The sequence below is a fragment of the Candidatus Propionivibrio aalborgensis genome (genome assembly GCF_900089945.1).
GTDB lineage: Bacteria > Pseudomonadota > Gammaproteobacteria > Burkholderiales > Rhodocyclaceae > Propionivibrio > Propionivibrio aalborgensis.
The window spans coordinates 1-25,671 of record NZ_FLQY01000290.1 but is presented as its reverse complement, the minus strand read 5'-3'; the positions used below and the strand labels follow the sequence as shown (position 1 = coordinate 25,671).

General features: G+C 56.3%; 22 protein-coding genes. 10 read left to right on the top strand and 12 right to left on the bottom strand.

What is annotated here, in order from left to right:
- Positions 1 to 143: 143 nt before the first annotated feature.
- The 3 genes from PROAA_RS13175 to PROAA_RS13165 are packed head-to-tail and all read right to left on the bottom strand — an operon-like array spanning position 144 to position 3,209.
- Positions 144 to 1,634 carry a HAMP domain-containing sensor histidine kinase gene (locus PROAA_RS13175; RefSeq protein WP_186411777.1) on the bottom strand — a complete coding sequence of 497 codons (1,491 nt, stop codon included), beginning with the start codon at positions 1,632 to 1,634 and terminating at the stop codon, positions 144 to 146.
- Positions 1,631 to 2,362, bottom strand: a complete 732-nt coding sequence (locus tag PROAA_RS13170; RefSeq protein WP_222102268.1) for a response regulator transcription factor — start codon at positions 2,360 to 2,362, stop codon at positions 1,631 to 1,633. The genes PROAA_RS13175 and PROAA_RS13170 overlap by 4 nt, the downstream gene beginning before the upstream one ends.
- 37 nt (positions 2,363 to 2,399) lie before the next feature.
- Entirely contained in the window at positions 2,400 to 3,209 is an 810-nt protein-coding gene (locus PROAA_RS13165; RefSeq protein ID WP_186411776.1) for a spondin domain-containing protein, read from the bottom strand.
- 416 nt (positions 3,210 to 3,625) lie between these two features.
- Between PROAA_RS13165 and PROAA_RS13160 the strand changes: the two genes are divergently transcribed.
- Positions 3,626 to 4,804 (top strand): cation:proton antiporter, encoded by a 1,179-nt coding sequence (locus PROAA_RS13160; RefSeq protein WP_222102267.1) that lies wholly within the window; start codon positions 3,626 to 3,628, stop codon positions 4,802 to 4,804.
- 24 nt (positions 4,805 to 4,828) lie between these two features.
- Here PROAA_RS13160 and PROAA_RS13155 read toward each other — a convergent pair whose 3' ends face one another.
- Genes PROAA_RS13155 through lptM form a run of 5 tightly spaced genes read right to left on the bottom strand, consistent with a single transcriptional unit; the run spans position 4,829 to position 10,954 of the window.
- Positions 4,829 to 5,233 carry an RNA-binding S4 domain-containing protein gene (locus tag PROAA_RS13155; RefSeq protein WP_186411774.1) on the bottom strand — a complete coding sequence of 135 codons (405 nt, stop codon included), beginning with the start codon at positions 5,231 to 5,233 and terminating at the stop codon, positions 4,829 to 4,831.
- Between the two features lie 18 nt (positions 5,234 to 5,251).
- Positions 5,252 to 8,344 (bottom strand): efflux RND transporter permease subunit, encoded by a 3,093-nt coding sequence (locus tag PROAA_RS13150; RefSeq protein WP_186411773.1) that lies wholly within the window; start codon positions 8,342 to 8,344, stop codon positions 5,252 to 5,254.
- An 11-nt stretch (positions 8,345 to 8,355) separates the two neighbouring features.
- On the bottom strand, positions 8,356 to 9,519 hold the full coding sequence (locus PROAA_RS13145; protein WP_245664275.1) for an efflux RND transporter periplasmic adaptor subunit: 1,164 nt from the start codon (positions 9,517 to 9,519) through the stop codon (positions 8,356 to 8,358).
- Complete coding sequence (gene lysA / locus PROAA_RS13140) at positions 9,516 to 10,760, bottom strand: diaminopimelate decarboxylase (RefSeq protein WP_186411772.1); 1,245 nt, start codon at positions 10,758 to 10,760, stop codon at positions 9,516 to 9,518. The genes PROAA_RS13145 and lysA overlap by 4 nt, the downstream gene beginning before the upstream one ends.
- Positions 10,760 to 10,954, bottom strand: a complete 195-nt coding sequence (gene lptM, locus PROAA_RS13135; protein ID WP_186411771.1) for an LPS translocon maturation chaperone LptM — start codon at positions 10,952 to 10,954, stop codon at positions 10,760 to 10,762. The genes lysA and lptM overlap by 1 nt, the downstream gene beginning before the upstream one ends.
- Positions 10,955 to 10,990: 36 nt before the next feature.
- Here lptM and cyaY point away from each other — a divergent pair, with 36 nt between their 5' ends.
- Entirely contained in the window at positions 10,991 to 11,308 is a 318-nt protein-coding gene (gene cyaY / locus PROAA_RS13130; RefSeq protein WP_186411770.1) for an iron donor protein CyaY, read from the top strand.
- Positions 11,309 to 11,317: 9 nt separating this feature from the next.
- Here cyaY and PROAA_RS13125 read toward each other — a convergent pair whose 3' ends face one another.
- Entirely contained in the window at positions 11,318 to 13,552 is a 2,235-nt protein-coding gene (locus PROAA_RS13125) for a penicillin-binding protein 1A (RefSeq protein ID WP_186411795.1), read from the bottom strand.
- Between the two features lie 249 nt (positions 13,553 to 13,801).
- Here PROAA_RS13125 and PROAA_RS13120 point away from each other — a divergent pair, with 249 nt between their 5' ends.
- From PROAA_RS13120 to PROAA_RS13085, 8 genes are all read left to right on the top strand, one after another.
- A complete protein-coding gene (locus PROAA_RS13120; protein ID WP_222102266.1) occupies positions 13,802 to 14,881 on the top strand; it encodes a pilus assembly protein PilM in 1,080 nt (359 codons plus the stop codon).
- A complete protein-coding gene (locus PROAA_RS13115) occupies positions 14,878 to 15,444 on the top strand; it encodes a PilN domain-containing protein (protein ID WP_186411769.1) in 567 nt (188 codons plus the stop codon). Before PROAA_RS13120 ends, PROAA_RS13115 begins: the two co-directional genes overlap by 4 nt.
- Positions 15,441 to 16,115 (top strand): type IV pilus inner membrane component PilO, encoded by a 675-nt coding sequence (locus PROAA_RS13110; RefSeq protein ID WP_186411768.1) that lies wholly within the window; start codon positions 15,441 to 15,443, stop codon positions 16,113 to 16,115. Before PROAA_RS13115 ends, PROAA_RS13110 begins: the two co-directional genes overlap by 4 nt.
- On the top strand, positions 16,112 to 16,633 hold the full coding sequence (locus PROAA_RS13105) for a pilus assembly protein PilP (RefSeq protein WP_186411767.1): 522 nt from the start codon (positions 16,112 to 16,114) through the stop codon (positions 16,631 to 16,633). The genes PROAA_RS13110 and PROAA_RS13105 overlap by 4 nt, the downstream gene beginning before the upstream one ends.
- Positions 16,630 to 18,729, top strand: a complete 2,100-nt coding sequence (locus PROAA_RS13100) for a type IV pilus secretin PilQ (RefSeq protein WP_186411766.1) — start codon at positions 16,630 to 16,632, stop codon at positions 18,727 to 18,729. The genes PROAA_RS13105 and PROAA_RS13100 overlap by 4 nt, the downstream gene beginning before the upstream one ends.
- Before the next feature lie 84 nt (positions 18,730 to 18,813).
- Positions 18,814 to 19,350, top strand: coding sequence for a shikimate kinase (locus PROAA_RS13095; protein ID WP_186411765.1), 537 nt, complete (start codon positions 18,814 to 18,816; stop codon positions 19,348 to 19,350).
- Positions 19,338 to 20,426, top strand: a complete 1,089-nt coding sequence (gene aroB, locus PROAA_RS13090) for a 3-dehydroquinate synthase (protein ID WP_186411764.1) — start codon at positions 19,338 to 19,340, stop codon at positions 20,424 to 20,426. Before PROAA_RS13095 ends, aroB begins: the two co-directional genes overlap by 13 nt.
- A complete protein-coding gene (locus PROAA_RS13085; RefSeq protein ID WP_186411763.1) occupies positions 20,419 to 21,540 on the top strand; it encodes a deoxyguanosinetriphosphate triphosphohydrolase in 1,122 nt (373 codons plus the stop codon). Before aroB ends, PROAA_RS13085 begins: the two co-directional genes overlap by 8 nt.
- A gap of 33 nt (positions 21,541 to 21,573) precedes the next feature.
- Here PROAA_RS13085 and PROAA_RS13080 read toward each other — a convergent pair whose 3' ends face one another.
- The 3 genes from PROAA_RS13080 to PROAA_RS13070 all read right to left on the bottom strand — a co-directional run bounded on the left by PROAA_RS13080 (position 21,574) and on the right by PROAA_RS13070 (position 25,196).
- Positions 21,574 to 22,035, bottom strand: coding sequence for a CBS domain-containing protein (locus tag PROAA_RS13080; protein WP_186411762.1), 462 nt, complete (start codon positions 22,033 to 22,035; stop codon positions 21,574 to 21,576).
- A 134-nt stretch (positions 22,036 to 22,169) separates the two neighbouring features.
- A complete protein-coding gene (gene pntB / locus PROAA_RS13075; RefSeq protein ID WP_186411761.1) occupies positions 22,170 to 23,606 on the bottom strand; it encodes a Re/Si-specific NAD(P)(+) transhydrogenase subunit beta in 1,437 nt (478 codons plus the stop codon).
- A gap of 12 nt (positions 23,607 to 23,618) precedes the next feature.
- Positions 23,619 to 25,196 (bottom strand): Re/Si-specific NAD(P)(+) transhydrogenase subunit alpha, encoded by a 1,578-nt coding sequence (locus PROAA_RS13070; RefSeq protein ID WP_186411760.1) that lies wholly within the window; start codon positions 25,194 to 25,196, stop codon positions 23,619 to 23,621.
- Positions 25,197 to 25,671: the final 475 nt, after the last annotated feature.

Sequence of the window (25,671 nt, the reverse complement as noted above, 5' to 3'; positions counted from 1 at the left end):
AATGCGTCGCCGCCAAGCGGCACGTCAAGACCCGGCCGGCCTGCAACGCTTTCCACGTTTGCCGTCAAATGAAGGCCAGATACCGCAGATTGCCGGCCGCCACAGCGGTCTTTCCAGTCCGATCTGCGATTTTTAGGGGTGGATTATTCCGCCAGAGGCAAGGCCAGGCAAAGCCGGGTGCCACCGAGTGGCGAAGGCAGCGGCTGCAGGCTGCCGCCGTGCAGCGCCGCTACGCGTTGTGCGATGGCCAGGCCCAGCCCACCGATGCCGCCGCTGGTGCGTTTGACCGGCGGGTCGCGCAATGACTTTCCCTGTTCGAGGCGGCTGAACAATTCGTCCGGCAGCCCGGGTCCGTTGTCCTCGATTAGAATATTGGCCTGCGCGCCGTCCCGGCTGACACTGACGTGAATCGGTGAGGTGGTCGGGGCGTGCCGCATGGCGTTGTCGATCAGATTGGTCAGCGCCCGCTCGATGAGCTGCAAGTCGCCTTCGAATTCCAGAGGTCCGGGGGGCGCACCGCGCAGAGTGACGGGCGCTGGCCCATCGGCCAGATCGTACTTCTGCACGGCATCCGTCACCAGCTCGTCGAGTCTGAAACGCTCGCGGTGCAGCACCTGATCGGTGGATTGCAGGGCAGCGAGTTCGAAGAGCTGCTGCGACAGTCGACGCACTTTGTCACTCTGCGCCAATGCAGCAGCAAGTACGCGATCGCGCTGCTCCGGTTCGACGAGCGCCTGTCCTGCCATCGCTTCGAGGTGGCCATGAAGCGCCGTGAGCGGGGTCCGCATATCATGCGCAACGCTGGCCATCACCTCGCGATGCGCACTGGCCTGTTGCTGTTCGCGAGCAGTCTGCGCCTCGATACGCTGCGTCATCTCGTCAAACGCAGAACCGATCGCGCTGACCTCGTCACCGTTAGTTCGAGATTGGCTGCGTCCAGCCGCAGTTGCCTGCAGGGTGCGCACGCTGTAGTCGCGCATGCGATTGGCCAGACGGTGCAGGGGCAAGGTCAGCCGGTGCATGGCGAAAAATCCGAGCAACAGCGTCACCAACAAGCCAGCTGCCGCGACGAGTCCTGCCCCCTGCCAGACCCGGCGCAGGCTCAACTGTCCGGCGACATGAACGCGGGCCTGTCCGTCAAGCACGACGTACAGGTATCCGGGCGGACGCACATCGCCGGCACGCGGGGGAAACATCGCCGCACTGAAGATGCGCGGTATGCCTGTGCCCATCGGGTCGGTACCGCGCAATGGCAAGGCAGCGCCAGCCAGAAAGCTGCGTACCGCGCCGAGGTCAACCTGTTTCTCACGCACCATGCCGGGATCGCCGATGTAGGCCTGAACACGACCGTCAGCATCAAGCACATAGACCTGGATTCCCGGATTGACCACCATCAACATGGACAGCAGCGACTCCCGTGCGGCGCGATCCGCTTGGTCAGGGTCGGCCACGGCAATTTCCGGCCAGTGTTCAACGATGTGCTTGGCCAGCCCATGCGACAGCCGCTGTAGTGATTCGTGCTCATACTCCACGGCAACATGCCGCCCAAGAAGACCAACGAGAGCACCATATGCAAGCAGTAGCAGCGATAGCGCCAGCGTCAGACGGGTGGTGAACGAGCGGCCGCCGATCATGACGGATTCGCGTCGAAGCGGTAGCCAACGCCCCACACAGTGACGATGCGGTGCGGGTCACGTGGGTTGTCCTCGATCTTGGTGCGCAACCTGTTGATGTGCGAGTTCACGGTGTGCTCGTAGCCATCGAAAGCGGCACCCCACACGCGTTGCAATAACTCGTTGCGGCTGAAAGCGCGTCCTGGGTGGCGCACCAGAAAATGCAGCAGGTCGAATTCGCGCAACGTCAGTGGCACGGTATCGTTACCGCGCAGGAGCTCGCGCCGCAACGTGTCAAGCCGGAAGGGACCGAAGCCGACCTCGGATGCAGCAGCCGGCGACGAACGCAACTGTTCGATACGTCGCAACAGGGCGCGCACGCGCGCGACCAGTTCCAGCATCGAGAACGGTTTGGCCAAGTAGTCGTCGGCACCAAGTTCCAGGCCCAGCACACGATGTGCCTCGGCCGAGCGGGCGCTGAGCATAATCACCGGCACATCTGCGTGGCGCGCGCGCAGGTGACGGCAGACCTCCCAGCCGTCGGCGCCAGGCAGCATCAAGTCGAGCAGAACCATGTCCCAGCGTTGGCGATCAATCGCCGCCATCGCGCGCAGTCCGTCGGATTCGCGATGCAGGCGATAGCCGGCTTCCTCCAGATGAAGTCGCAGAGCGCCGGAAATGGCATCATCGTCCTCGACGAGCAGCAGTTGTTCGTTCACCGCGAAACCGGCACCACACGGTAGTGGCACCGGAGCACTGCAGGAGTCGAAGATCCGGCGCTCGACTTCACACCAATTCGCTACCCGATTCGAACGACTGCCCGCGGCGACGGCGTGAGATCCAAGCGACGGCCAATAAGCCAGCCACCATCAAAGCAATGGTTTCCGGCTCGGGAACAGCCTGGAACGTAATACGATAGACGTCAGTATCGGCGGTCAGCGCGCTGTTGAACACGTAGCCTGTAGCCGTGGTCAGGCCGTCGAACCCGGCAAGTTCGGCGAAATTGAAGCTGACGTCGCCGTTCTGGTCGGTGCGCAAGTCATTGTTGCCGACGAAGGCTGCGGCAGCCGGGTCAAACAGCTCGGATCCGGCATCCCAGATATCACTGGCTTTCTGCACGATCGATCCAATGACCAGGGTGCCAAAGGCGTCGAACAACTGATACTGCGTTGGCGAATCGTTGCCGATGAAAAAATCGTTGCTTGGCACGACCATTGAGGCGAAGGTGAAGAAACGGTTAAGCGCAGTATCTACCAGAAATGAAAAGCTGCTGGTCTGCCCAGGTTGCAGCAGTCCGCCAATCGTGCCCCGGGTCGCCGACGGATCGGCCGCCGCAAACGCCGGTTGCCAAGCCGAGCCACTGCCGCCTTCCGCCACCGAGATGATGGCTGCTGTGGCCGCCTGACCGTTGTTGAAGGAGTCGAAAGTGCCGTTGTTGAAACCGACGTGCAGTGGGGCGAAACTGATGCTGTTGGCGGGTGCGAGGTTTTCGACCTTGACGAGGATATTGAGCTGAGCCGCACTGGTTGTGGCGCTGAGCACGAGCGCCGCAATGCCAGCGGCCCGCCGTAGAGAAGTGGAAGAAATAAGGTTCATGGGGCTCTCCTGGTGAAAAGTATCAGGTTGGGAATCGAGCCCGAAGCAATGAGCTCGCATGAACGATGATAGAAAGCCACCATCCCCGAGTCCTCATCGAAACGTCACGGCGCCGTGATATTTTCGCTTGGCGGGCCGACGTTCACGCAAACCAGTGCAATACACCGAAAGGACATTGAATCGCCACATACGGAGTATCTGTGGCCCTTTCAGCGCTGTCAAATGGATCAGCAAAAAATCATCGCGGTACAATCGACCGGGACCAGACTTTTAATCTCTTGCAACATGGCGGTGAAAATGATCCCGCTGCTGCAGTCGCGACGCTCACGTCCTGGCCCCGGTCGGCACAATCCCCTCCCAGGGCTCAAAGAAAACGGCCTTCGTCCAGCGAGACAAGAAACAACTGAGGATTACATATGCACATGGACCCCTTCATGCCAGAACTGGTTGGCAGCATCGTGGCCATTCTCCTGGCTGGCCTGCTGATGCACGAACTGCGTCAGCCCAATGTAATCGCTTACCTGATTGCCGGCATCATGCTTGGGCCGTCGCTATTCGGGGCGATTACCGATCAGCAGGTGCTGGACCGGCTTGGTCAATTCGGCGTCGTGATGCTGATGTTCTTCATCGGCATGGAGGTCTCGCCGGAAAAGGTGATCGCCAGGTGGCGGGTGGCCCTGCTTGGCACATTCATGCAGATCGTCGTCAGCGTCGCCCTGACCACCGCCATCGGTCACTTTTTTGACTGGCCGTTCGTGCTGTGCGTTTTGCTCGGCTTCATCATCTCGTTAAGCAGCACGGCGGTCGTGCTGAATCTGCTGCAAGCCCGCAAGGAGCTTGAAACAAGGCACGGGCAGAATGCCTTGAACGTACTTCTGGCCCAGGATATTGCCGTCATTCCCATGCTGATCGTTGTCAGCATCCTCAGTGGCGAGAAGGTGTCGAGGATGGAAATGACCATGCAGGTCATCGGCGGAATATTGCTGATCGCTTGTTGCGCGTGGATTGTGATCCGGCCTGGTTTCCGCATTCCCCTGATCGGCGACGCGGTCAAGAAGGATCACGAACTGCAGGTGTTCGGTGCGATGTTGCTCTGCTTCGGACTGGCATTGCTGACCGGACTCTTTTCGCTTTCTTCGGCTTTGGGTTCCTTCGTCGCCGGCATCGTGGTTGCGGCAGCCAAGGAGGCGAAGTGGGTGCATCATAGTCTTGAGCCATTCAAAACAGTGTTTGTCGCACTGTTCTTTGTTTCCGTCGGCATGTTGGTGGATATCGATTTCGTTCTTCACCACTGGGGCAAAGTCCTCTCTCTGGCGCTGATTGCGCTGACGGTAAACATGGCGATAAATGCAACGGTATTCAAGATACTCGGCGAGACTTGGGGAGACAGTCTCTACACTGGCGCAATTCTGGCCCAGATCGGTGAATTCAGTTTTGTGCTGGCTGCGGTGGGTGCGTCTTCCATGATCATTTCGAAGGAAAACTATCAGCTTGCGGTCGCGGTAATCGTGGTCTCTCTGCTGCTGTCGCCGCTGCTGATTTCACGGATGCGCCGTTATGCGCTTGGCGGAGATGAATTGCACAAAGAGCCGTGAGCCGGCGCATCGACAATCGTCACTTCAGTACTCTTCGTTGAATCGCCTGATCTGCCGTCGTGCCTTCTTGCTCGGGCGACCGCGCAGATCACTACCGGGGGTGGGGGCGAGCCGTTTGGATTCCCTCTCGGCGTTGCGGTGTGCGGCACTTTCCGGTGTCTCAGCATAGAGCTGCTGTGCTTCGCTGGCCGGACGGCGCTGATCGTTCAAGCCGCAAACCGTGATCGTCCAGAGTGTATCGCCAACGGTAATACCGAGCGTGTCTCCAATGCGCAATTCGCGCGCCGGTTTGACGCCGCACCCGTTGAGTTTGACGTGGCCGGAATGAACGGCTTCCGTGGCCATTGAGCGTGTCTTGTAGAAGCGCGCGGCCCACAGCCATTTGTCGATACGCAGGCTTGGGAGCGGCAGTCTTTCAGGTGCAGGCATAGTGTTGGAAGCCCGAATTCATCGAGTTTCAGGCATTGCGGGCAAATCTGTGCCCTTGGGCGTGAATCGGTCAAGGTAGACATAGATCACCGGCGTCAGGTAAAGGGTGAGGAATTGCGAAAGCAGCAGACCGCCGACGACGGCAAGGCCCAGAGGTCGACGCACATCGGCACCGGCGCCGAAGCCGATGGCAATGGGTAGCGTGCCAACCAGCGCGGCCATGGTCGTCATCATGATCGGTCGAAAGCGGATCAGGCAGGCATTGAATATTGTCTCATGCGCTGGAAGTTGCGAACTGCGCTGCTGATCGAGGGCGAAGTCGATCATCATGATGGCGTTCTTTTTGACAATGCCGATCAGCATGATGATGCCGACAAACGCATAAAGGCTGAGATCGACGCGGAAAACCATGAGCGTAATCAGTGCGCCAAGTGCGGCAGAAGGCAGCCCGGAGAGTATGGTTAGCGGGTGGATGAAGCTCTCGTAAAGGATGCCGAGGACGATATAGACGACCAGAATGGCGATCAACAGCAGAATACCCAGCCCCTGCAACGAAGCCTGAAAAGCCTGAGCGGTGCCCTGCAGGCTGGTGTTGAGCGATGCCGGGATACGCAATTCCTGTTCGAGCGCCTTGATACGCGTAACCGCCTCACCCAGAGAGATGCCGGGCAGAAGGTTGAAGGACAGGGTGACTGCGGGCAGTTGCCCCTGATGATTGACCGTCAGGGCTTGTGTCTTGCGACTGATACCGGCGATGGTATCGAGTGGGATCAACTTGCCGCTTGAAGCGCGAACGTGCAGACGGGAGAGCATCGATGGGTCGCTCTGGAATTCGGGCGCGACCTCGAGAATGACCTGATACTGATTGGCGGTGCCATAAATGGTTGAAATCTGCCTCGCACTGAAGGCGCTCTGCAAGGCATCCTCGACCTGACTGAAGGTGAGACCGAGTGTTGTGATTTTGTCGCGGTCGATATCAAGCGAGACGACCGGGCTGTGGTTGTTGAGGTTGCTGGTCACGTCGACAAAACCCGGCAACTGACGAATCCGGCCGAGCAGTGTTTCCGTCCATTGGTAGAGTTCGTGCAGATCCGTGCTTTGCAGTGTGTATTGGTATTGCGCGGCTGTGATCAGGCCACCGATGCGGATGACCGGTGGGTTCTGCATATAGACCTTGATGCCCGGCACGGTCGCCAGCCTGGGTCGAAGTTGCTCAATCAGCTCGTCCGGAGAGAGTGTGCGCTCACCACTCGGTTTGAGAATCATGAAGATGGTGCCGGTGTTGGACGTCGGTCGGATGCCGCCACCGCCAATCGACGACATGAATGACTGGATATTCGGATCCTCGGCAACGATTGCGGCGACAGCGCGCTGATGCTCGACCATCGAGGCAAAAGAAGCATCTTGCGCGCCTTCGGTAAAGGCAATGATTCGCCCGCTGTCGCCGCTGGGGATGAAATCCTTGGGTACCATCGAGAACAGCAGGCCACTCAAACCAGCGGTGGCCACAAACCCGGCAACAACCAGCCGAGGGTGCGCTATCGCCTGGCGCAGAGATTTCTCGTAGCCGGCGAGCAGCGCTGCGAAGAATTGCTCGAAGGCACGGAAAAGGCGGCCGTGATCCTCGGTTCTCGATGGCTTTAGATAACGACTGCACATCATGGGCGTGAGGGTAAGCGAAACCACTCCGGATACGAGAATGGCAGCGCAAATGGTGACGGCAAATTCGTGCAACAACCGACCGACGATGCCGCCCATGAACAGCACCGGAATGAACACGGCGACCAGTGAGACGGTCATCGAAATGATGGTAAAGCCAATCTCCCGCGAACCCTTGATGGCGGCGTGCATCGGAGAGTCACCCAGCTCGATGTGGCGAACGATGTTTTCGAGCATGACTATGGCGTCGTCAACGACAAAGCCGACCGACAGGGTCAGCGCCAGCAAGGAGAGGTTATCGAGACTGAATCCGAGCATGGACATCACGGCGAACGTGCCGATCACCGAGATGGGCAACGCCAGCGCGGGGATGAGCGTTGCGTAGAGATTGCGCAGAAAGAGCAGGATCACGAGGATGACCAGAAAACCCGCGAGAATCAGGGTGAACTGGACATCTTCGATGGCATGGCGAATCGAGACGCTTCGATCATAGAGGGTGGTCATGCTGATTGCCGCCGGCAGCTTTGCCTGAAAACTGGGCAGGATGCGCTTGATCGAATCGACGGTTTCGATGGTATTGGCGCCTGGCTGACGCTGAATGGCGAGGACAATGGCGCGCTTGTCGACGTTCCAGCTGGCAAGGCGCAGGTTTTCGACACTGTCAATCGGCGTGGCAACTTCTTCCAGTCGAACCGGCGCACCGTTGCGCCAGGCGACAATGAGCGGTCGGTAAGCGACGGAGTTATCGAGTTGCCCGTTGTCCTTTATGGCAAACGTGCGGCGTTCGCCGTCGATAAGCCCAACGGGTTGATTGACGTTCGCCTGTGCTACGGCCTGATGAAGTTCATCGATACCCAGACCCCGTGCGGCGAGCTGGTCGGGGTTTGCCTGGATTCTTACGGCAAATTTCTGCGAACCGTAAATCAGTACTTGCGCAACGCCGCTGATCGTTGATATGCGCTGGGCGAGTTGCGTCTCGGCATATTCGTTGACCAGCGGCAGTGGTAGCGTCGGCGAGGCCAGTGCAATGTAGTAAATGGGTGAATCGGCCGGATTGACCTTCCGGAACGAGGGCGGTGCCGGCATGTTCGGCGGCAATTTGCGCAACGCGACGGCAATGGCGGACTGGACATCCTGGGCCGCGGCGTCAATATTGCGATCAAGCGTGAACTGCAGGGTGATTGAGGTGCTGCCCTGAGCGCTGGTTGAATTCATCGAATCGAGGCCGGCAATGGTCGAGAACTGGCCTTCCAGCGGCGTGGCAACAGCGGCGGCCATCGTTTCCGGCGATGCACCGGGGAGTGCGGCAGTGACGGAGATGGTCGGAAAATCGACACTGGGCAGCTCGGAAACCGGCAGTGCGCGGTAGGCAATGATGCCGAAAATGACGAACGCTGCCATCAGCAGCGTGGTCATGACCGGGCGACGGATACAGAGTTCGGGAAGATTCACGCGGCAACCGCCTAGTGATTTGCCGGCTTGCCCGAAGCTTCAGCCGAGCCAGGTTCGTCAGCATACCTGACGATGACTCTCGTTCCAGGCGCCAGCCGTAACTGGCCATCGGTCACGACCGTCTCGCCGACATTCAGGCCTTTACCGATTGCCGTCATGCCGCCATCCGAAGCTGCGGTTTCGACCTGACGAACCTCGACGCTTCCATCATCCTTGACAACAAAGACAACGTTGCCGCTTGCGCCCTGCTGGATCGCTTCGTCGGGTACGGCAACGACCTTCGTTAGCGTCTGGAGCAGCAGTGTGACATTGAGGAATTGCCCCGGAGTGAGCGTTTCATCGTCATTGGGCAATTCAGCCTTCATCTGGATGGTGCCGGTAGCGCTATCGACGGTGTTGTCAAGGAAGCGCACTCTTCCCACGAAGCGTTGCGAATCGTTTTGCGGCACGTTGACTTCAATCCTCAGGCCGTCAAGTGTTGCCGTGCCGTGACCCAGCGCCGCTCTCAGTTGAGGCAGGTATTTCTCGGGCACGGAGAAGCTGACCAGCAAGGGCCGTACGCGGTTAACGACGGCCAGGGTCGTGTCGTTGATCTTGACCGACGATCCAGGAAAGACCAGCCGAGCGCCGACTACACCATCGAACGGAGCGCGAATGGTGGCGTAGGAGAGCTGCAGACGCGCCAATTCCGCCGCGGCTTTGCTGGCGCGCAGGCTGGCAGCCGCGGCCGATTCATTGGTGCGGATTTCGTTGACCTTCTCTGCGGAGACAAAATTGCGATCCTTAAGCGCCATGTAGCGCTGGGTATCCGCGCGTGTCTTGGCGGCCAGGGATTCGTCCCGGGCAACGCTTGCCTCAGCCTGCCTGAGCCGGGCGGAAAAATCGCTGGGATCAAGCCGGATCAAGATATCACCCTGCTTGACGTGTTGGCCTTCGGTGAACAACACCTCGGCAACCTGACCATCGATGCGTGATTTCAGGACAACGCTCGCAAAGGCTTCGGCCCGACCAACGACTCGTAAACCTACCGGAATATCCTGTTCAGTCGCCTTGACGGCGATAACGGGAACGGGCGGCGGCGGTTTTTTCTCCGTATCGCCTTCCGAACATGCAGTCAGAATCACCAGGCCGGCGGAAAGAAAGGCGTACCGGAAGGTGATACGGACGGTTTTCACGGTAACAATGTTTCGTGAGCGTAAAGCTCTTCAACAGTCTCGCGCCTGCGTATCAGGTGGACTTCTGTACCATCAACCATGACCTCGGCGGCCCGCGGCCGGGTGTTGTAGTTCGAACTCATGACCATGCCGTAGGCGCCGGCAGACATGACGGCGAGCAGGTCGCCGGGCTCGATGGCCAGCGACCGGTTACGACCGAGAAAATCGCCCGATTCACAAATTGGGCCGACGATGTCCCAGTCGCGGGGAGCGACACTGCGTGGTGATACCGCAACGATGTCATGCCAGGCATCGTAGAGTGCCGGTCGGGCAAGGTCATTCATCGCGGCGTCGACAATGGCAAAATTCTTCGCTTCGCCTGGTTTGAGGTATTCAACCCGCGTGAGCAGAACTCCGGCGTTTCCCACCAGGCGACGTCCGGGCTCGAAGAGTATCTTGAGGCTCCGATCCTTGAGTGCTTGCAGCAAGGGCCGCAGATAGTCCTTGACGGTGGGCGCTTCTTCGTCCTTGTAACGGATGCCGAGGCCCCCGCCGAGGTCGATATGGTGCAGGTGAATGCCTCTGGCGGCGAGCTGATCAATGAGCAGCAAGAGCTTGTCGAGTGCTTCGGCAAAGGGGGCCGGGTCGAGCAACTGTGACCCGATATGGCAGTCGATACCGGTGATTTCAAGGTTCGGCAAACAGGCAGCGTGCTGGTAAACCTCCAGGGCGTCTTCGTACGCAACGCCAAACTTGTTCTCCTTCAGGCCGGTCGAAATGTAAGGATGCGTTTTGGCATCGACATCCGGATTGACGCGCAGGCTGATGGGCGCCTTCTTCTTTAGACCGCCAGCCACTTCATTGAGTCGGTCAAGCTCGGGCGCCGATTCGACGTTGAAGCAGAGAATGCCGGTATCGAGCGCATAGGCCATTTCGGGGGCTGATTTGCCAACGCCAGAGAAGACAATCTTTTTCGGATCGGCACCGGCCGCGAGAGCACGCTGCAATTCGCCAATGGAAACAATGTCGAATCCGGCGCCACGACGCGCGAAGATGTTGAGTACGGCCAGGCTGGAATTGGCTTTGAGCGCGTAGCAGACCAGCGAGTCAATACCAGTCAACTCCTGCTGGAACTCATCGAGCGCGGCTTCAAGTGCAGCGCGGGAGTACACGTAGCACGGAGTGCCAAAGCGCGCTGCAATGTCGGCAAGCGGAACGGATTCGGCCAGCAATTGCCCATTGCTCAGGGAAAAGGCATCCATCAAACGTGTTCTTTTGCCGTGCTAAGATCGGCATGGGTCAGCGATGGCGTGATCTGCAACGATAACGCGGAAACGCGTGCTGGCGTATCGGGAGCATAGGATTGCGGCGGCGGTAGATACAGCGATCCTCGCGTACCGCACGCGCCAAGAGCGGACGTAACCAGCAGAACGGTGAGCGTGAGAAATCGGCGCATGTTTGTAGTACCCGCAAATGGAAAATGGTAGCACAGATGAATGATAGCGAATTCAATACACTTGCCGATTTGGCGCTGACACGAATCGAGAACGGACTTGAGTCCAGCGGCGCTGATCTCGATTTTGCAATGGTCAGTGCCGGCGTATTCGAAATCGAATTTGCCGACGGTAGCAAGATCATCGTCAACCGTCATGGCGCGGCTCAAGAACTCTGGGTTGCTGCCCGCTCGGGAGGCTTTCACTATCGATGGGACGGCCAAAACTGGCGAGATACACGCGACGGTACCGACCTCATGGCTACGCTAGCGAAACTGGTATCAGCACAGGCCGGCGAACCTGTCCAGCTGAATTAGCCCCTCGGATCAATCGATCGGCACATCGTCTGGATCCTGGGGCGGTTCGATTTCGATCACTGGGGGAACGTTTTCCTTGTAGAAGAATTCCCTGGCCGGGCCTTTGCCCGGGTTTTCTATTTCGAGCGCAACCAATCCATCAGGTTGAGACATGAAGGTCTGGGGCACATCTTTGAGCGCAACGGCCATATAGCCGATCCAGGTCGGCAGCGCTGCCGAGCCGCCGGTCTCACCTTTTCCCAGTGTCCTGGGCTGATCAAAACCGATCCATGAACAACCGACAACGGTTTGTTGATAGCCGCAAAACCAGGCATCGACGTATTCATTGGTCGTCCCAGTCTTGCCCGCCAAATCACGACGTTTGAGTGTGGCCGACGCGCGCGCGCCCGTACCATAGATGGTCACGTCTCGTAGCATGCTGTCCATCAGATAGGCATTGCGTGGGTCGATGGCTCTTAACGATTCATCGCCGGCGGTGATCGGTTGTGCCTCGGCCAGCACCTGCCCCTTATCATCGCGGATATCACGCACGATAAAAGGTTGGATCCGATAACCTCCATTGGCGAAAACAGAGTAGGCGGCAACCATCTGCCAGGGGGTGGCCGCACCAGCACCAAGGGCCATGGTCAGGTAGGGAGGGTGCTTGTCGGCATCGAATCCAAATCGCGTGGCGTAGTCTTGAATGTAATTGACTCCGCTGGCTTGCAGAAGGCGAATCGAAACCATATTCTTGGATTTGGCCAGTGCCGTACGCATCCGCATCGGCCCGGCGTATTTGCCGTCGTAGTTCTTCGGTTCCCAGGCCTGGCTACCCGTGACCGAGGCGGGGATGCTGATCGGTGCGTCTTCAATGATCGATGCCGGAGTAAAGCCCTTTTCTAGTGCACCCGAATAAATGAATGGCTTGAAACTCGATCCCGGCTGCCGCCAGGCCTGGGTAGCATGGTTGAACTTGTTGCGGTTGTAGTCAAAACCACCCACCAGAGCACGTATTGCACCATTTCGGGGGTCAGTAGCCAGGAAGGCGGCCTCAACCTCCGGCATCTGAGTGATTCGCCAATTGCCGTTGTCATCCTTCTGGATACGAATTACTGCACCACGTCGAAGTCGTTTGTTCGGCGGCGCCTTGTCGTCCATCATGCGGAGGGCAAACTTGAGGCCGTCGCCGCCAATGGTAACGATCTCACCGCCGCGTCGGTAGGCTCGGATCTGCTTGGCATCAGCTTGCAGAACAACGGCCGGATGCAAATCCTCCGAGTCGTGGAAGTCCTGAAGCACCTCGTCCAGTGCTTCATCCTGTTCGGACTTGATGCCCGACATGTCAACATAGGCTTCGGCACCACGATAGCCATGACGACGATCATAATCAAACACACCCCGCCGCAAGCTGCGATAGGCGGCTTCCTGATCGCCATTGAGGATCGTCGTATAGACGCTCAGACCGCGCGAGTAGACATCGTCAGGGAAACGCTCGGCAGCCAACTGCCGCGCCATTTCAGCGACAAATTCGGCGTGAACGGCATATACAGTGGTATCGCGCTTGACGACCAGCGCCTGTTTCATGGCGGCTTCGTGTTGCTTGGGATCGATGAATCCCAGTTCGAGCATACGTCGTAATACATATTGCTGACGCAAACGGGCACGCTTGGGGTTGACCACCGGGTTGAACGCCGATGGCGCTTTAGGTAGTCCGGCCAGCATGGCGGCTTCGGCGATTGACAGATCAGCCAAAGGCTTGCCAAAGTAGATTTGGGCCGCGGCGCCGAAGCCATAGGCACGCTGCCCAAGAAAAATCTGATTGATATACAACTCGAAGATCTGATCCTTGCTCAAGCTGTTTTCTATCTTGAAGGAAAGCAACGCTTCATACAGCTTGCGGGTGTAAGTTTTCTCCGATGACAGGAAGAAGTTCTTGGCAACCTGTTGCGTAATGGTCGAAGCGCCCTGCCGTTTGCCCCCGCCGGTCAAATTGCTCAATGCGGCACGTGCAATGCCCAGAACGTCTACACCGCGATGCTGGTAGAAGCGCTCATCCTCGGCGGCCAGAATGGCCTGCTTCATCACGTCAGGGACGTCCTGAAACCGTACAACCTCACGGTGTTCTTCGCCGAACTCGCCAATCAGCTGACCTTCAGCGGTGTAAACACGTAGAGGAATTTTCGGCCGGTAGTCAGTCAGGATTTCAAGCGAAGGCAGGTTTGGGTAGGTCAGAATCAGAACTACGGCGGCCATGGCGATGACCATCGCTGCAAGGCCAGCAATGAAAAGGACAGGATAGATGATCCAGCGGGAAACGTTAGGCAAGGTCGGGGCCGGGAGTAAAGACGTAGCGCGACATTATAAACGTTGCCTCAAGTACTGTGGCAGAGAGCAAAAATAGCGAAAAAAAATGGCTTTACACGCCGGATACTTGTTGCTAGCATCTAAAGTAGATTATCTGTAAACACGCTAACTACAAATTATTCAAGGGTTTTTTCGGCGGGGGGTGGCAATTTGCAACTCGATCTATCGATCTTTAATCCTAAGGCGCGCTCCCTGATCGGTCTTGATATCAGCTCATCGGCTGTCAAGATGGTTGAACTCGCGAGCGATGGCAAGAGCGGGTACCGCGTTGAGCGGTATACAATTGAAGTGCTCCCAAGAGATGCTGTCGCTGACGGCAATATTGTCAATCTCGAAGCAGCTGCAGAGACTGTGCGTCGGGCTTGGAAGAAGCTTGCGACCTCGACCAGGCATGTCGCGATTGCGCTCCCGGCTTCACATGTGATTACCAAGAAGATCATTGTTGCCGCCGGTCAGCGTGAGGAAGAGCTGGGGGTTCAGGTTGAATCCGAGGCTAACCAGTACATTCCGTTTGCCCTTGAAGAAGTAAACCTCGACTTTCAGGTTGTCGGCCCGGCAGCGTCTTCCCCGGATGAAATCGAGGTTCTGATTGCCGCGTCACGCAAGGAGAAAGTTGAGGATCGAGTTGCCGTAGCGGAGTCTGCCGGTCTAAAACCGGTGGTCATGGACGTCGAGTCCTATGCCGTGCTTTCCGCTTTTGAGTTGATCGAAAAGCAACTCCCTGACGGTGGTAACGGGCAAATCGTTGCGTTGGTCGACGTTGGAGCCAACGTGATGAACTTGACCGTACTACGCAACGGCCAGCAACTCTATGTTCGTGAACAGGCGTTTGGCGGAAATCAGCTGACACAGGACATTGCCCGCCTTTTTGGCATGAACTTTGAGGAGGCCGAGGCTGAGAAGCGGCGGAACAATCTACCGGACAACTACGAAGCCGAACTCCTTCAGCCGTTCGTGGAGAGCATGGCTTTGGAGGTGTCGCGTGCATTACAGTTCTTCTTCACGTCGACCCAATTTAATCAGATCAATCACATTGTGCTTGCTGGCGGATGTGCTGTCCTGCCGGGGGCAGACGAAGTGGTAGCGTCCCGGACGCAAATCAACACAATTATTGCCAACCCCTTCGCCAATATGGTTTTGAGCGATCGGGTGCGCGCCAAGAGCCTGCTGGTGGACGCATCGTCGCTGATGGCTGCGTGCGGTCTCGCTCTGCGGAGGTTTGACGAATGATACGTATCAATCTCCTCCCGCATCGGGAAGAAAAGCGAAAGGCACGACGCGATCAGTTTTATGGGCTACTGGGCTTGGTTTCAGTCCTTGCCGGTTTGGTCGTCTTTCTCGTCTATTCGATTATCGCAGGCTACATCACTGCACAAGAAGCCAAGAACGCGTTCCTTAAGCAGGAGATCGCCGTTCTTGATAAAGAAATCGATCAGATCAAACGCCTGAAAGAACAAACACAGGCCTTGCTCGCGCGCAAGCAAATCATTGAGTCCTTGCAGCAAGACCGAGCTGAGGCCGTGCGCCTGTTAAGTGAACTTGTAAAACAAATGCCTGAGGGTGTGTACGTGCGCTCGGTAAAACAGGTGGGTGTCAATATCTCGCTTGTAGGATATGCACAATCCAGTGCACGAGTTTCCACATTGATGCGAAATATCGAGGCTTCTCCATGGCTTGAAAAGCCCCGGTTAATCGAGATCAAGGCGTCGGTCGTTGACAAGCGACGCCTGAACGAATTCATTTTGAATGCCTCCCTGAAACGAACCCCTGTTGATGATGGAGGTAAGAAATGAAAGCCCCCTCCATGGCCAAAATTGACATCAATGCGTTTCTTGATGACTTCCGGAACCTGAACCCCAAGGATGTGGGCGCGTGGCCCATCGCACCACGAATTGCGGTATTGATTGGCATTTTCGTTGCAGCACTAGTAGCAGGCTGGTGGTTTGTATGGAACGATCAGTTGGAGACTCTTGAGACCCGGCAAGCGGATGAGTTGAAGCTCAAGGATGAATTTGTCGCGAAGAAGAAGCAGTCGGTTAATCTGGCCTTGTACACCCAGCAATTAAGTGAGATCGACCGTTCATTCGGTGCCCTCCTGAAACAACTGCCCGACAAATCCGAGGTTGAGTCCTTGCTGATCGAAATTAACCAATCCGGAATGGGGCGCGGGCTGCAGTTTGAACTATTCAAGCCAGGCCAGGAAGTCAGCAAGGATTTCTATGCTGAATTGCCCATCAATGTTCGAATAACCGGGAGCTACCATGACTTTGGCGCCTTTGCCGGAGATATCGGCAGGCTGTCGAGGATCGTAACCCTGAACAACATCTCCATTACTACAGATCCTAAGACTAAAGATGGGAGTTTGGTCATGGACGCAATTACCAAGACGTTCCGCTACCTTGACGAGGAGGAATTGGCCGCCAAAAAGAAAGCGGCTCAAGCCGCCAAAGGTCAAAAGAAATGAAGACTATCGCTGTCGCACTGGCTAGCCTTGCCTTGGTGGCATGCTCCGGAGGGGATAACGAGGATCTGCGTCAGTGGATGAATGAGGCTGCCAAAGATGCAAAAGGGAGCATCCCTCCCCTGCCACAGGTCAAGCCTTATGAACCAGTGCCTTACGATGTGGGCAACCTAATGGACCCATTCAAGCCAGCCAGGATCGGGCCGGATCAGAGGAAGGGCGGAGGCGGTGGATTACAGCCAGACATGGATCGGGCACGTGAGCCATTGGAGTCTTTCCCACTGGAGTCGCTGAAATACGTTGGTGTGATGAGCAGGAAGAAGACATCGTATGCCATCATTTTGGTTGATGGCTCCTTGTATCAGGTGAGGGTTGGGAATTATATGGGGCAGAATTTCGGGGTGATCACCAAGATTTTGGAATCTGAATTGACTTTGAAGGAACTGATTCAGGATTCTGCAGGAGACTGGGTTGAAAGAGAAAGCTCGCTATTGCTGCAGGGACAGGAGGGAATACAGTGAAACAAGTTAAACGTTACCTGCTCAGCTTTGTCGGCGGGCTGTTACTGGCTATTGCCACAGTCAATGCACAGGAAGCCAAGCCGAATTCAATCGAATCCATGACCGTCGCGCAACAGGGCGGTGTGCTCAACGTGAAGCTGGTTTTCAAGGAACCGCTTAACGCTTTGCCGCCCGGCTTCAGCGTGGCCAAGCCGGCACGTATTGCCCTTGATTTTGCGAACACGGTCAATGGTCTCGGCAAGAACAGTCAAACCTATAACGAAGGTGATTTGAAAAGCGCCAATATTGTTCAGGCCGAAGACCGCACACGCTTGGTGTTGAATCTCAATCAGGCGATGACTTACGAGTCGAAAATCGATGGGAACAGCCTGCTGCTGACTTTGGTTCCAAGTGCAAAAGCGAGTGGAGTCCCTATAGTTGAGCACTTTTCCCAGACTCATCCCGAACAGGCCGCAAATAGTATTCGTGATATTGCATTTCGTCGTGGGAAGGAAGGCGAGGCACGCATAACGGTCGATCTGAGTGACCCGAATGCGGGAATCGATATTCGTCAGCAGGGGCAAAATCTGGTCGTTGATTTCGTCAAAGTCAGTGTTCCCGATGCATTGCGCAAGCGACTGGACGTAACCGACTTCGCAACGCCTGTTGTTTCACTGAACACGATTCAACAGGGTGCCAATGCGCGAATGACCATTACCCCACGCGGTTTGTGGGAACACAATGCATACCAGACAGATAATCAGTTTGTAATTGAAGTCAAGCCGGTCATCGAGAATCCCAATAAACTGGTGCAGGGTTCACGAGGTGGCTATCAGGGGGAAAAGCTGTCGCTGAACTTCCAGAACGTCGAGGTGCGGCGCCTGTTGCAGGTTATCGGCGAGTTTACCGGTATGAATATGGTTGTCAGTGATTCGGTTGGTGGGTCGATCACGTTGATTCTGAAAGATGTGCCGTGGGACCAGGCGCTGGACATCATCCTCCAGCAAAAAGGCCTCGATATGCGGAAGAACGGCAATGTCATCCTGATTGCGCCCCGCGAAGAAATAGCCACCAAGGAAAAACTCGAATTTGAATCGAAGGCACAGATCGGCGATCTGGAGCCGTTGCGAACCGAAAGCTACCAGCTGAATTATCAGAAGGCGGAAGCAATTCAGAAATTGCTTACCGATCCTAATCAGCGCATGTTGTCCAAACGAGGAAGTGCAGTCGTTGATGCGCGTACCAATATCCTTTTTGTTCAGGACACACCCAGCAGACTGGAGGACGTCAGGCTGCTGATTGCGAAAGTCGATTTGACGGTAAAACAGGTGATGATCGAAGCCAGAATCGTCGAGGCGGGTGATAGCTTTGCAAAGAATCTTGGGGTCCGTCTCGGATATAACGACACGAGCGGGGGAAATACCGGTAGCAAAGTCAATGTGCTTGGCGGTGGCAGCTTGTCGGATACTGGCTTCAATACCGGCCAAATCAGTACGGTTCCCCTATTTCCAGAATCGCTCTCCGTAAATCTGCCAGCGACTCCGCGTGCTGGAAATGCGGGGGTTTTTTCCATGATCCTGTTTAATTCCGCCAAGACAGTGTTCCTGAATGCCGAGATATCCGCATTAGAATCTGATGGAAAGGGCAAGGTTATATCCAGTCCGCGTGTGATGACCGCCAATCAGGTGGAAGCAATAATCGAACAGGGCGTTGAGATCCCCTACCAGCAGGCGACTAGTTCTGGTGCTACCAGTGTTACTTTCCGCAAGGCGAATCTGTCTTTGAAGGTCAAGCCCCAAATCACACCTGACGGCAAGATCACAATGACCTTGGATATCAACAAGGACACTCCAAATACGCGCTTGTCCACCGGCGCCGGAGTCGCCATCGACACCAAGCATGTAAAGACCGAAGTGCTGGTTGAAAATGGTGGAACCGTGGTAATCGGAGGTATCTATACTCAGGAAGTTCGTGACAACACTCAGCGCATTCCGTTCTTTGGAGATTTGCCTTACATCGGCTGGCTGTTCAAGAATCGTGAATGGATTGATGACAAGACCGAGTTGCTGGTTTTCATTACGCCGAGGATTGTTGCAGAAAGTCTCGCGGTACGCTGACCCTTTCAATAAGGACAAGTGAGCCGGCTGATGCCGGCTTTTTTGTGTCGTTTCTTAGCGTACCCGGTACTGTAGAATGCAATCGTGGAAAAACAATACGGCACTGGGAATGTCTATCTGGTCGGCCTAATGGGAGCCGGTAAGACGACCGTTGGCCGGTCGCTGGCCAAGCGTCTGGGGCTCAGGTTCATCGATTCAGACCATGAGATTGAGGCGCGTACGGGAGTCAGCATTCCGACAGTTTTTGAAATCGAAGGGGAAGAAGGTTTTCGCAAGCGAGAAGCCCAAGTGATCGCTGACCTGTCGCATTTGAGTGATCGTGTCGTCGCAACCGGGGGAGGTGTAGTGTTGCATCCGGAGAACCGGACCAACTTGAGGGCAAGTGGTTTCGTCGTTTATCTCAACGTTTTGCCACACACTTTGTGGGAGCGCACTTCCCATGATCGCAACCGGCCATTGCTGCAAGTCGCTAACCCCTTGCTCAAGCTGGAGGAACTCTACTCGCAGCGTGACCCGCTTTATCGGGAAGTGGCGGATCTGGTCGTTGACTGCAGCAGAACCAATGCTCACGGCGTCTTGCAGCTATTAACCAGGGAAGTTGGGGAACGATGGAAACACTGACGGTTGCGCTGGGCTCACGGGAATACCCGATTCTTGTCGGGCAGGGCATTCTTGAGAACGGCGGACTTCTTCTCCCCTTTCTTCGTTCGCCAAAAATTGCCATTGTCACGAATACAACTGTAGCGCCGCTTTACCTGGAGCGTTTTTCGACTCCTCTGCGTAATGCCGGTATTGACATCGCTGAAATCATTCTGCCCGATGGCGAGCAGCACAAGAACTGGCAAACGTTGAATACAATTTTCGATGTCCTTCTTGAGCGGCGTTGTGAGCGATCAAGCACGTTGATTGGCCTGGGCGGTGGCGTGATCGGCGATATGGCAGGCTTTGCGGCAGCCTGCTACCAGCGCGGTATGCCGTTTATTCAAGTGCCTACAACCTTGCTTTCGCAGGTCGATTCTTCCGTTGGCGGCAAGACGGCTATCAATCATCCACTTGGCAAGAACATGATTGGTGCTTTTTATCAGCCAAAGCTTGTACTGGCCGATACTGATTGTCTGAATACTTTGCCAGATCGTGAGCTTCTGGCGGGACTGGCAGAGGTAATCAAGTACGGTTTGATCAGGGATTTACCGTTTCTGGTCTGGCTTGAAGCCAATCTCGAACGCTTGTTGGAACGAGAGCCACGGGCACTGGAGTATGCCATCTGCCGCTCGTGTGCAAACAAGGCTGAAGTTGTCGTTGCCGATGAGCATGAACGCGGCGAGCGCGCATTGCTCAACCTGGGCCACACTTTCGGACACGCGATTGAAACGGGGATGGGGTATGGCAAATGGTTGCATGGCGAGGCGGTAGCAGCGGGAACCATGATGGCAGCGGAACTTTCACGTCAGCTCGGCTGGATTGACCTGGATGACCTGAAGCGTATTGAAAATCTGTTCGAACGCGCTGGATTGCCCGTTTTTGGCCCTGCAATGGGTGCAGATCGTTATCTCGAACTGATGCAACACGACAAGAAAGTTCAGGACGGGAAACTGCGGCTTGTGCTCTTAAAGCAAATCGGACAAGCCGTGGTCAGCGATATGGCGTCGCCAACAGAGATCGGCAAAGCCATCACTTCACGCTCCACCGATGTTTGACCTCGCCCCTTATGCGGTATCGGCTGCGAACTCGCGGGGTCGTCAGCACGCGGACGAACCGCCATCGCATCGCAACGAGTTCCAGCGTGATCGTGATCGCATCGTGCATTCAACCGCCTTTCGGCGGTTGGAATACAAGACGCAGGTATTCGTCAACCACGAGGGCGACCTTTTTAGGACGCGCTTGACTCACAGCCTTGAAGTGGCTCAGATCGCCAGATGCATCGCCCGTGCTTTGGACCTCAATGAGGACCTGGCGGAGGCGATCTCTCTCGCGCATGACCTTGGTCATACCCCGTTCGGCCACGCCGGACAGGATGCGCTCAATGAATGCATGCGCGGTCACGGAGGCTTTGAGCACAACCTGCAAAGTTTGCGTATCGTTGATCTGCTTGAAGAACGTTATGCTGCTTTTGACGGGCTTAATTTATGTTTCGAAACACGCGAAGGCATAATCAAGCATTGTTCTCTGGAAAAGGCACGTCGTCTTGGCGAACTGGGTGAGCGCTTCATAAACCGTACGCAGTCTTCACTGGAAGGGCAGATATGCAATATTGCCGACGAAATTGCGTACAACAACCACGATCTTGATGACGGATTGCGCTCAGGTCTGATCTTGTTCGACCAATTGGAAGGCGTCAGCCTGTTCGCCAGCCATTTGGCTGAAGTGAAAACCTCTTATCCAAACCTTGGTGAGCGCCGACTCGTGCATGAAACAATCCGCCGCATGATCAATGCTCTGGTATGCGATCTTATCGAGACGACAGCCGGTAACATTGCCCGGCAGAAACCGGAAGATCTCGGCGACGTAAGACTGGGAACGCCACTGGTCGGGTTTTCGGAGGGTTTACACGCAGCGCAACTAGAGATCAAGCAGTTCCTGCGCAGGCACCTCTATCAACATTTTCGTGTTTTGCGCATGACCGGCAAAGCACAACGAATCATCCGTGATCTTTTCTCAGCCTTCACAAGCGACACACGCTTACTACCGCCGCAGTATCAGGCAGCCGGAGACCCATTCCAGATTCGCAGGGTAGCCGATTACATTGCCGGAATGACGGACCGGTATGCAATAAAGGAACACCGGCGTTTGTTTGCTGTCGGAGACACGTGAAAGACCAGTTGGACCAGTACTGCTGACGCGCAGCTACTCCTCTGGCCAATCCTTGATATAAGCCTTCAGCAGCTTGTTCTCGAAGTTGCGCTCCTCAAGCACTGCTTTTGCGACATCATGGAATGAAACGACTGCGGTCATGGTGTCGCCGTCCATTACCGGCACGTAACGGGAATGGGTGTTGATCATCAGTCGGCGCAATTCATCAACATCCATCGAAGGTTCGGTCGTGGCCGGGTCGATGTGCATGGCTTCGCTGACCAGTATCTCAGCAATTGGCGGTGTGGGGCCGCTACGGCGTTCGGTCTGGCGTTTGGCCAAAACCTGAAGCACCTCACGGAAAGTCAGCATTCCCACCAGTTTCCCGTCATCCATCACGACAACCGAGCCAATGTCGTTTTCGGCCATCATGATGACAGCTTCGGAGAGGAGCGATTCCGGATGCGCTGCAAATATCGCAGAATTCTTGACCTTCAGTACTTCCCTGACCTCCATGCTACCCCCTGAAGAAAAGCATTTGATCCCTGTATCCACCCTCTTGGGCAAAACTCGACCGATCTCAGACGCTTGACAGCACCCGCGCAAACGGGTGCTGTCGCAGCCTAATATGCAACCGACGATATAGTCAATCAGCCCTTCAAGACGACCAGAACCTCGTCCAGCATCTTCTTGGCGTCACCGAAAAGCATACGGTTGTTTTCCTTGTAGAACAAGGGATTGTCGACGCCGGCATAACCCGACGCCATGCTGCGCTTCATCACGATGGATGTCTTTGCCTTCCAGGCCTCAAGTACCGGCATGCCGGCAATCGGACTGTTCGGGTCATCCTGCGCTCCCGGATTCACAATGTCGTTGGCACCGATCACCATCGCCACGTCCGTTTTCGGAAAGTCGTCGTTGAGTTCGTCCATCTCCATCACGATGTCGTACGGAACCTTGGCCTCGGCCAGCAACACATTCATGTGTCCTGGCATACGCCCGGCAACCGGGTGAATACCGAAACGGACATTGACGCCCTTCTCACGCAAGTGCTTGGTGATTTCATACACCGTGTGCTGGGCCTGTGCAACGGCCATGCCATAACCCGGGATGATGATCACATTCTTGGCTTCGTTCAGCAGTTCAGCGGTTTCAGCACTGCTGATCGACACCACTTCGCCTGCAGGTTCCGCACCCGCCGCCGGCGCTGCGCCGCTGGTGGTACCAAAGCCGCCTGCGATCACACTGATGAAGTGGCGATTCATCGCAGCGCACATGATGTAGGACAGAATGGCGCCGCTCGAACCTACCAGTGCGCCGGTGACGATCAGCAGGTCGTTCGACAGCATGAAGCCGGTAGCAGCAGCGGCCCAGCCGGAATAGCTGTTGAGCATGGAAACCACGACCGGCATGTCGGCACCACCGATGGCCATTACCATGTGGACGCCGAACAGCAGCGCGATGAAAGTCATCACGACCAGCGACAGCATGCCGTCAGATATCGACGTGGCGTGAAGGAACTCGCGTCCAAAATAGATCACCACGAGCAGACCGGCAAGATTGATAAAGTGGCGTGCCGGCAGCAGCATGGGATTGCCGCCGATCTTGCCCGAGAGTTTGCCGAAGGCGATGATCGAACCCGAGAAGGTAATGGCGCCAATCAGGATTCCGACATAGATCTCGATCTCGTGGATGGCTTTTTCGGCCTCGCTTAACGGAACCATGTTCCCATCGACCAAATGCATCGCCGATGACGGGTCGATATAGCTGGCGAAACCGACCAGGCAGGCGGCAAGGCCGACCAGGCTATGCATCAGAGCAACCAACTCCGGCATCTGGGTCATTTTCACGGTACGTGCCGCATACAAACCGACGGTGCCACCCGCGACCATGGCAGCGATAATCCACGGAATGCCGCCCATCGTGACACGCGGACCGAAGACCGTCGCCAGAACGGCGATAGCCATGCCGATCATGCCGTAGAGATTGCCGCGACGCGAAGTCTCGGGATTGGACAGCCCGCCAAGGCTGAGGATGAAGAGAATGGTTGCTCCTATGTAGGAGACTGTGGCTAGACTAGCAGACATTCGTGTCTCCCTTTATTTACGGAACATTTGCAGCATGCGCTGGGTAACGGCGAAGCCGCCGAACATATTTACCGCGGTGAGTGCAACTCCCACCACCGCCAGCAAGCGTATCCAGCCTCCGGGTTCGATCTGGATCAAGGCGCCGATGGCGATGATGCTGCTGATCGCATTGGTAACGCTCATCAATGGCGTATGCAGCGCAGGGGTCACATTCCACACCACCATATAGCCGATAAAGCATCCCAGTACGAAGACGGTGAAGTGCGCCAGGAAGGCGGGGGGTGCGCTCGATCCGACGAACCAGAACAGCACCGCAGCAACGAGGAACATGACGGTGGTACTGGTTGCTGATCCCGGGGCGCTTGCTTTGCCATGACCACCGCTTTTCTTCGCGGCCGGTGCAGCCGCAGCTGGTTTCGCTGCTGCCGGCGGAGCGGCAACCACCTTGGGTGCCGGGGGCGGCCAAGTGACTTCGCCATTCTTGATTACGGTCAGGCCGCGGATGGCCTCGTCTTCCATATTGATGTCAATGGTGCCGTCTTCTTTTACACTTTGCGTCTTGCACAGCTCCTCGGCGAGACGGAACAGGTTGGTCGAATACAGCGTCGAAGACTGCTTGGCCAGGCGCGAGGACAGGTCGGTATAGCCGACGATGGTCACGCCGTGTTTCACGACGACCTGGCCGGGCTCGGTCAGCTCGCAGTTGCCACCTCGCTCGGCCGCCAGGTCAACAATGACGCTGCCTGGCTTCATGCTCTCAACCATTTCGGCGGTAATCAGCTTCGGTGCGGGCTTGCCGGGAATCAACGCGGTGGTGATGATGATGTCCACCTCCTTGGCCTGCTTGGCGTACATTTCGCGCTGAGCCTGCTGGAAGCCCTCGCTCATCACCTTGGCGTAACCGCCACCACCGGAACCTTCTTCCTCATAATCGACCTTGACGAATTCACCGCCCATCGATATGACCTGATCGGCCACCTCGGCACGCGTGTCGTTGGCGCGTACGATGGCGCCCAATCCGACGGCGGTACCGATTGCCGCGAGGCCGGCCACGCCAGCACCGGCGATGAATACCTTGGCCGGTGGAACCTTGCCCGCAGCTGTGATCTGACCATTGAAGAAGCGGCCGAAGGCGTTGGCCGCCTCGATAACGGCGCGGTAGCCGGTGACGCCGGCCATGGAGGTTAACGCGTCCATCTTCTGAGCCCGGCTCAGCATGCGCGGCAGCGAATCGATGGCCAGCACGTTGACTTTCTTGGCCGACAGCTGTTCCATCAATTCCGGGTTCTGAGCCGGCCAGATGAAGCTGATCAACGTCTGCCCTTCACGCATCAAGCCGACTTCATCCGCGCTCGGTTCGCGCACCTTGAAGACGATATCGGATGCGGCCCACAATTTGGCCGCTCCTTCAACGATCTCTGCACCGGCGGCGCGGTAAACGTCGTCACTGAAATTCGCCTCATCCCCGGCGCCTGATTCAACGGCAACCGTGAAACCCAGCTTGATCAATTTCTCGACGACTTCGGGGACGGTCGCAACGCGCTTCTCTCCCGCAAAGACCTCTCGTGGCACTCCGATAGTTAGTGGCATTCAGTTCTCCATAACTCGTTTCGTAAATGTAAAAACACGGATGGCGGCGCACGGAATCCATGCAACCGCACCCTCCCCAGACGTAAATCTGTAATTTCCTGATTAATGCAGCCAATAAACCCAATCGACCAGCATGTGATATCAGCGCTGTTCTACTTCTGGCCTAGGTTGTCGGCATCTGCCCGGAGCCTTCTTGATGAAAGGTGTCGTTAAAGCCGGACGCGTACTCTACCACGAGGGCGACGCTGAAAAAAGTCCAGTTTTCAATAACAAGACCCTACTAAAAACAGGGTGTATCAAGCCGCATTCGCGTCCGAATCTGCTGTTTCCGTTGGCATCTGAGAGTTGCAAGTTCCCCAGCCCACTCGCGCCTCATGATAATTGCATTTCGTCATCGGGAGTTCGAAAGGCAATGCCTCGGCTCGTTCCTTGTCTTGGTTTCAGAACTGCAGCTAACATACGCCCAGCACGTCCG

Coding starts and splice junctions, on each gene's coding strand:
- lptM (WP_186411771.1), bottom strand. CDS start 10,954: ATGCGCCGATTTCTCACGCTCACCGTTCTGCTGGTTACGTCCGCTCTT.
- lysA (WP_186411772.1), bottom strand. CDS start 10,760: ATGGATGCCTTTTCCCTGAGCAATGGGCAATTGCTGGCCGAATCCGTT.
- PROAA_RS13160 (WP_222102267.1), top strand. CDS start 3,626: ATGCACATGGACCCCTTCATGCCAGAACTGGTTGGCAGCATCGTGGCC.
- PROAA_RS13070 (WP_186411760.1), bottom strand. CDS start 25,196: ATGCCACTAACTATCGGAGTGCCACGAGAGGTCTTTGCGGGAGAGAAG.
- cyaY (WP_186411770.1), top strand. CDS start 10,991: ATGAATGATAGCGAATTCAATACACTTGCCGATTTGGCGCTGACACGA.
- PROAA_RS13125 (WP_186411795.1), bottom strand. CDS start 13,552: ATGGTCATCGCCATGGCCGCCGTAGTTCTGATTCTGACCTACCCAAAC.
- PROAA_RS13165 (WP_186411776.1), bottom strand. CDS start 3,209: ATGAACCTTATTTCTTCCACTTCTCTACGGCGGGCCGCTGGCATTGCG.
- PROAA_RS13115 (WP_186411769.1), top strand. CDS start 14,878: ATGATACGTATCAATCTCCTCCCGCATCGGGAAGAAAAGCGAAAGGCA.
- pntB (WP_186411761.1), bottom strand. CDS start 23,606: ATGTCTGCTAGTCTAGCCACAGTCTCCTACATAGGAGCAACCATTCTC.
- PROAA_RS13105 (WP_186411767.1), top strand. CDS start 16,112: ATGAAGACTATCGCTGTCGCACTGGCTAGCCTTGCCTTGGTGGCATGC.
- PROAA_RS13085 (WP_186411763.1), top strand. CDS start 20,419: ATGTTTGACCTCGCCCCTTATGCGGTATCGGCTGCGAACTCGCGGGGT.
- PROAA_RS13080 (WP_186411762.1), bottom strand. CDS start 22,035: ATGGAGGTCAGGGAAGTACTGAAGGTCAAGAATTCTGCGATATTTGCA.
- PROAA_RS13155 (WP_186411774.1), bottom strand. CDS start 5,233: ATGCCTGCACCTGAAAGACTGCCGCTCCCAAGCCTGCGTATCGACAAA.
- PROAA_RS13175 (WP_186411777.1), bottom strand. CDS start 1,634: ATGATCGGCGGCCGCTCGTTCACCACCCGTCTGACGCTGGCGCTATCG.
- PROAA_RS13110 (WP_186411768.1), top strand. CDS start 15,441: ATGAAAGCCCCCTCCATGGCCAAAATTGACATCAATGCGTTTCTTGAT.
- aroB (WP_186411764.1), top strand. CDS start 19,338: ATGGAAACACTGACGGTTGCGCTGGGCTCACGGGAATACCCGATTCTT.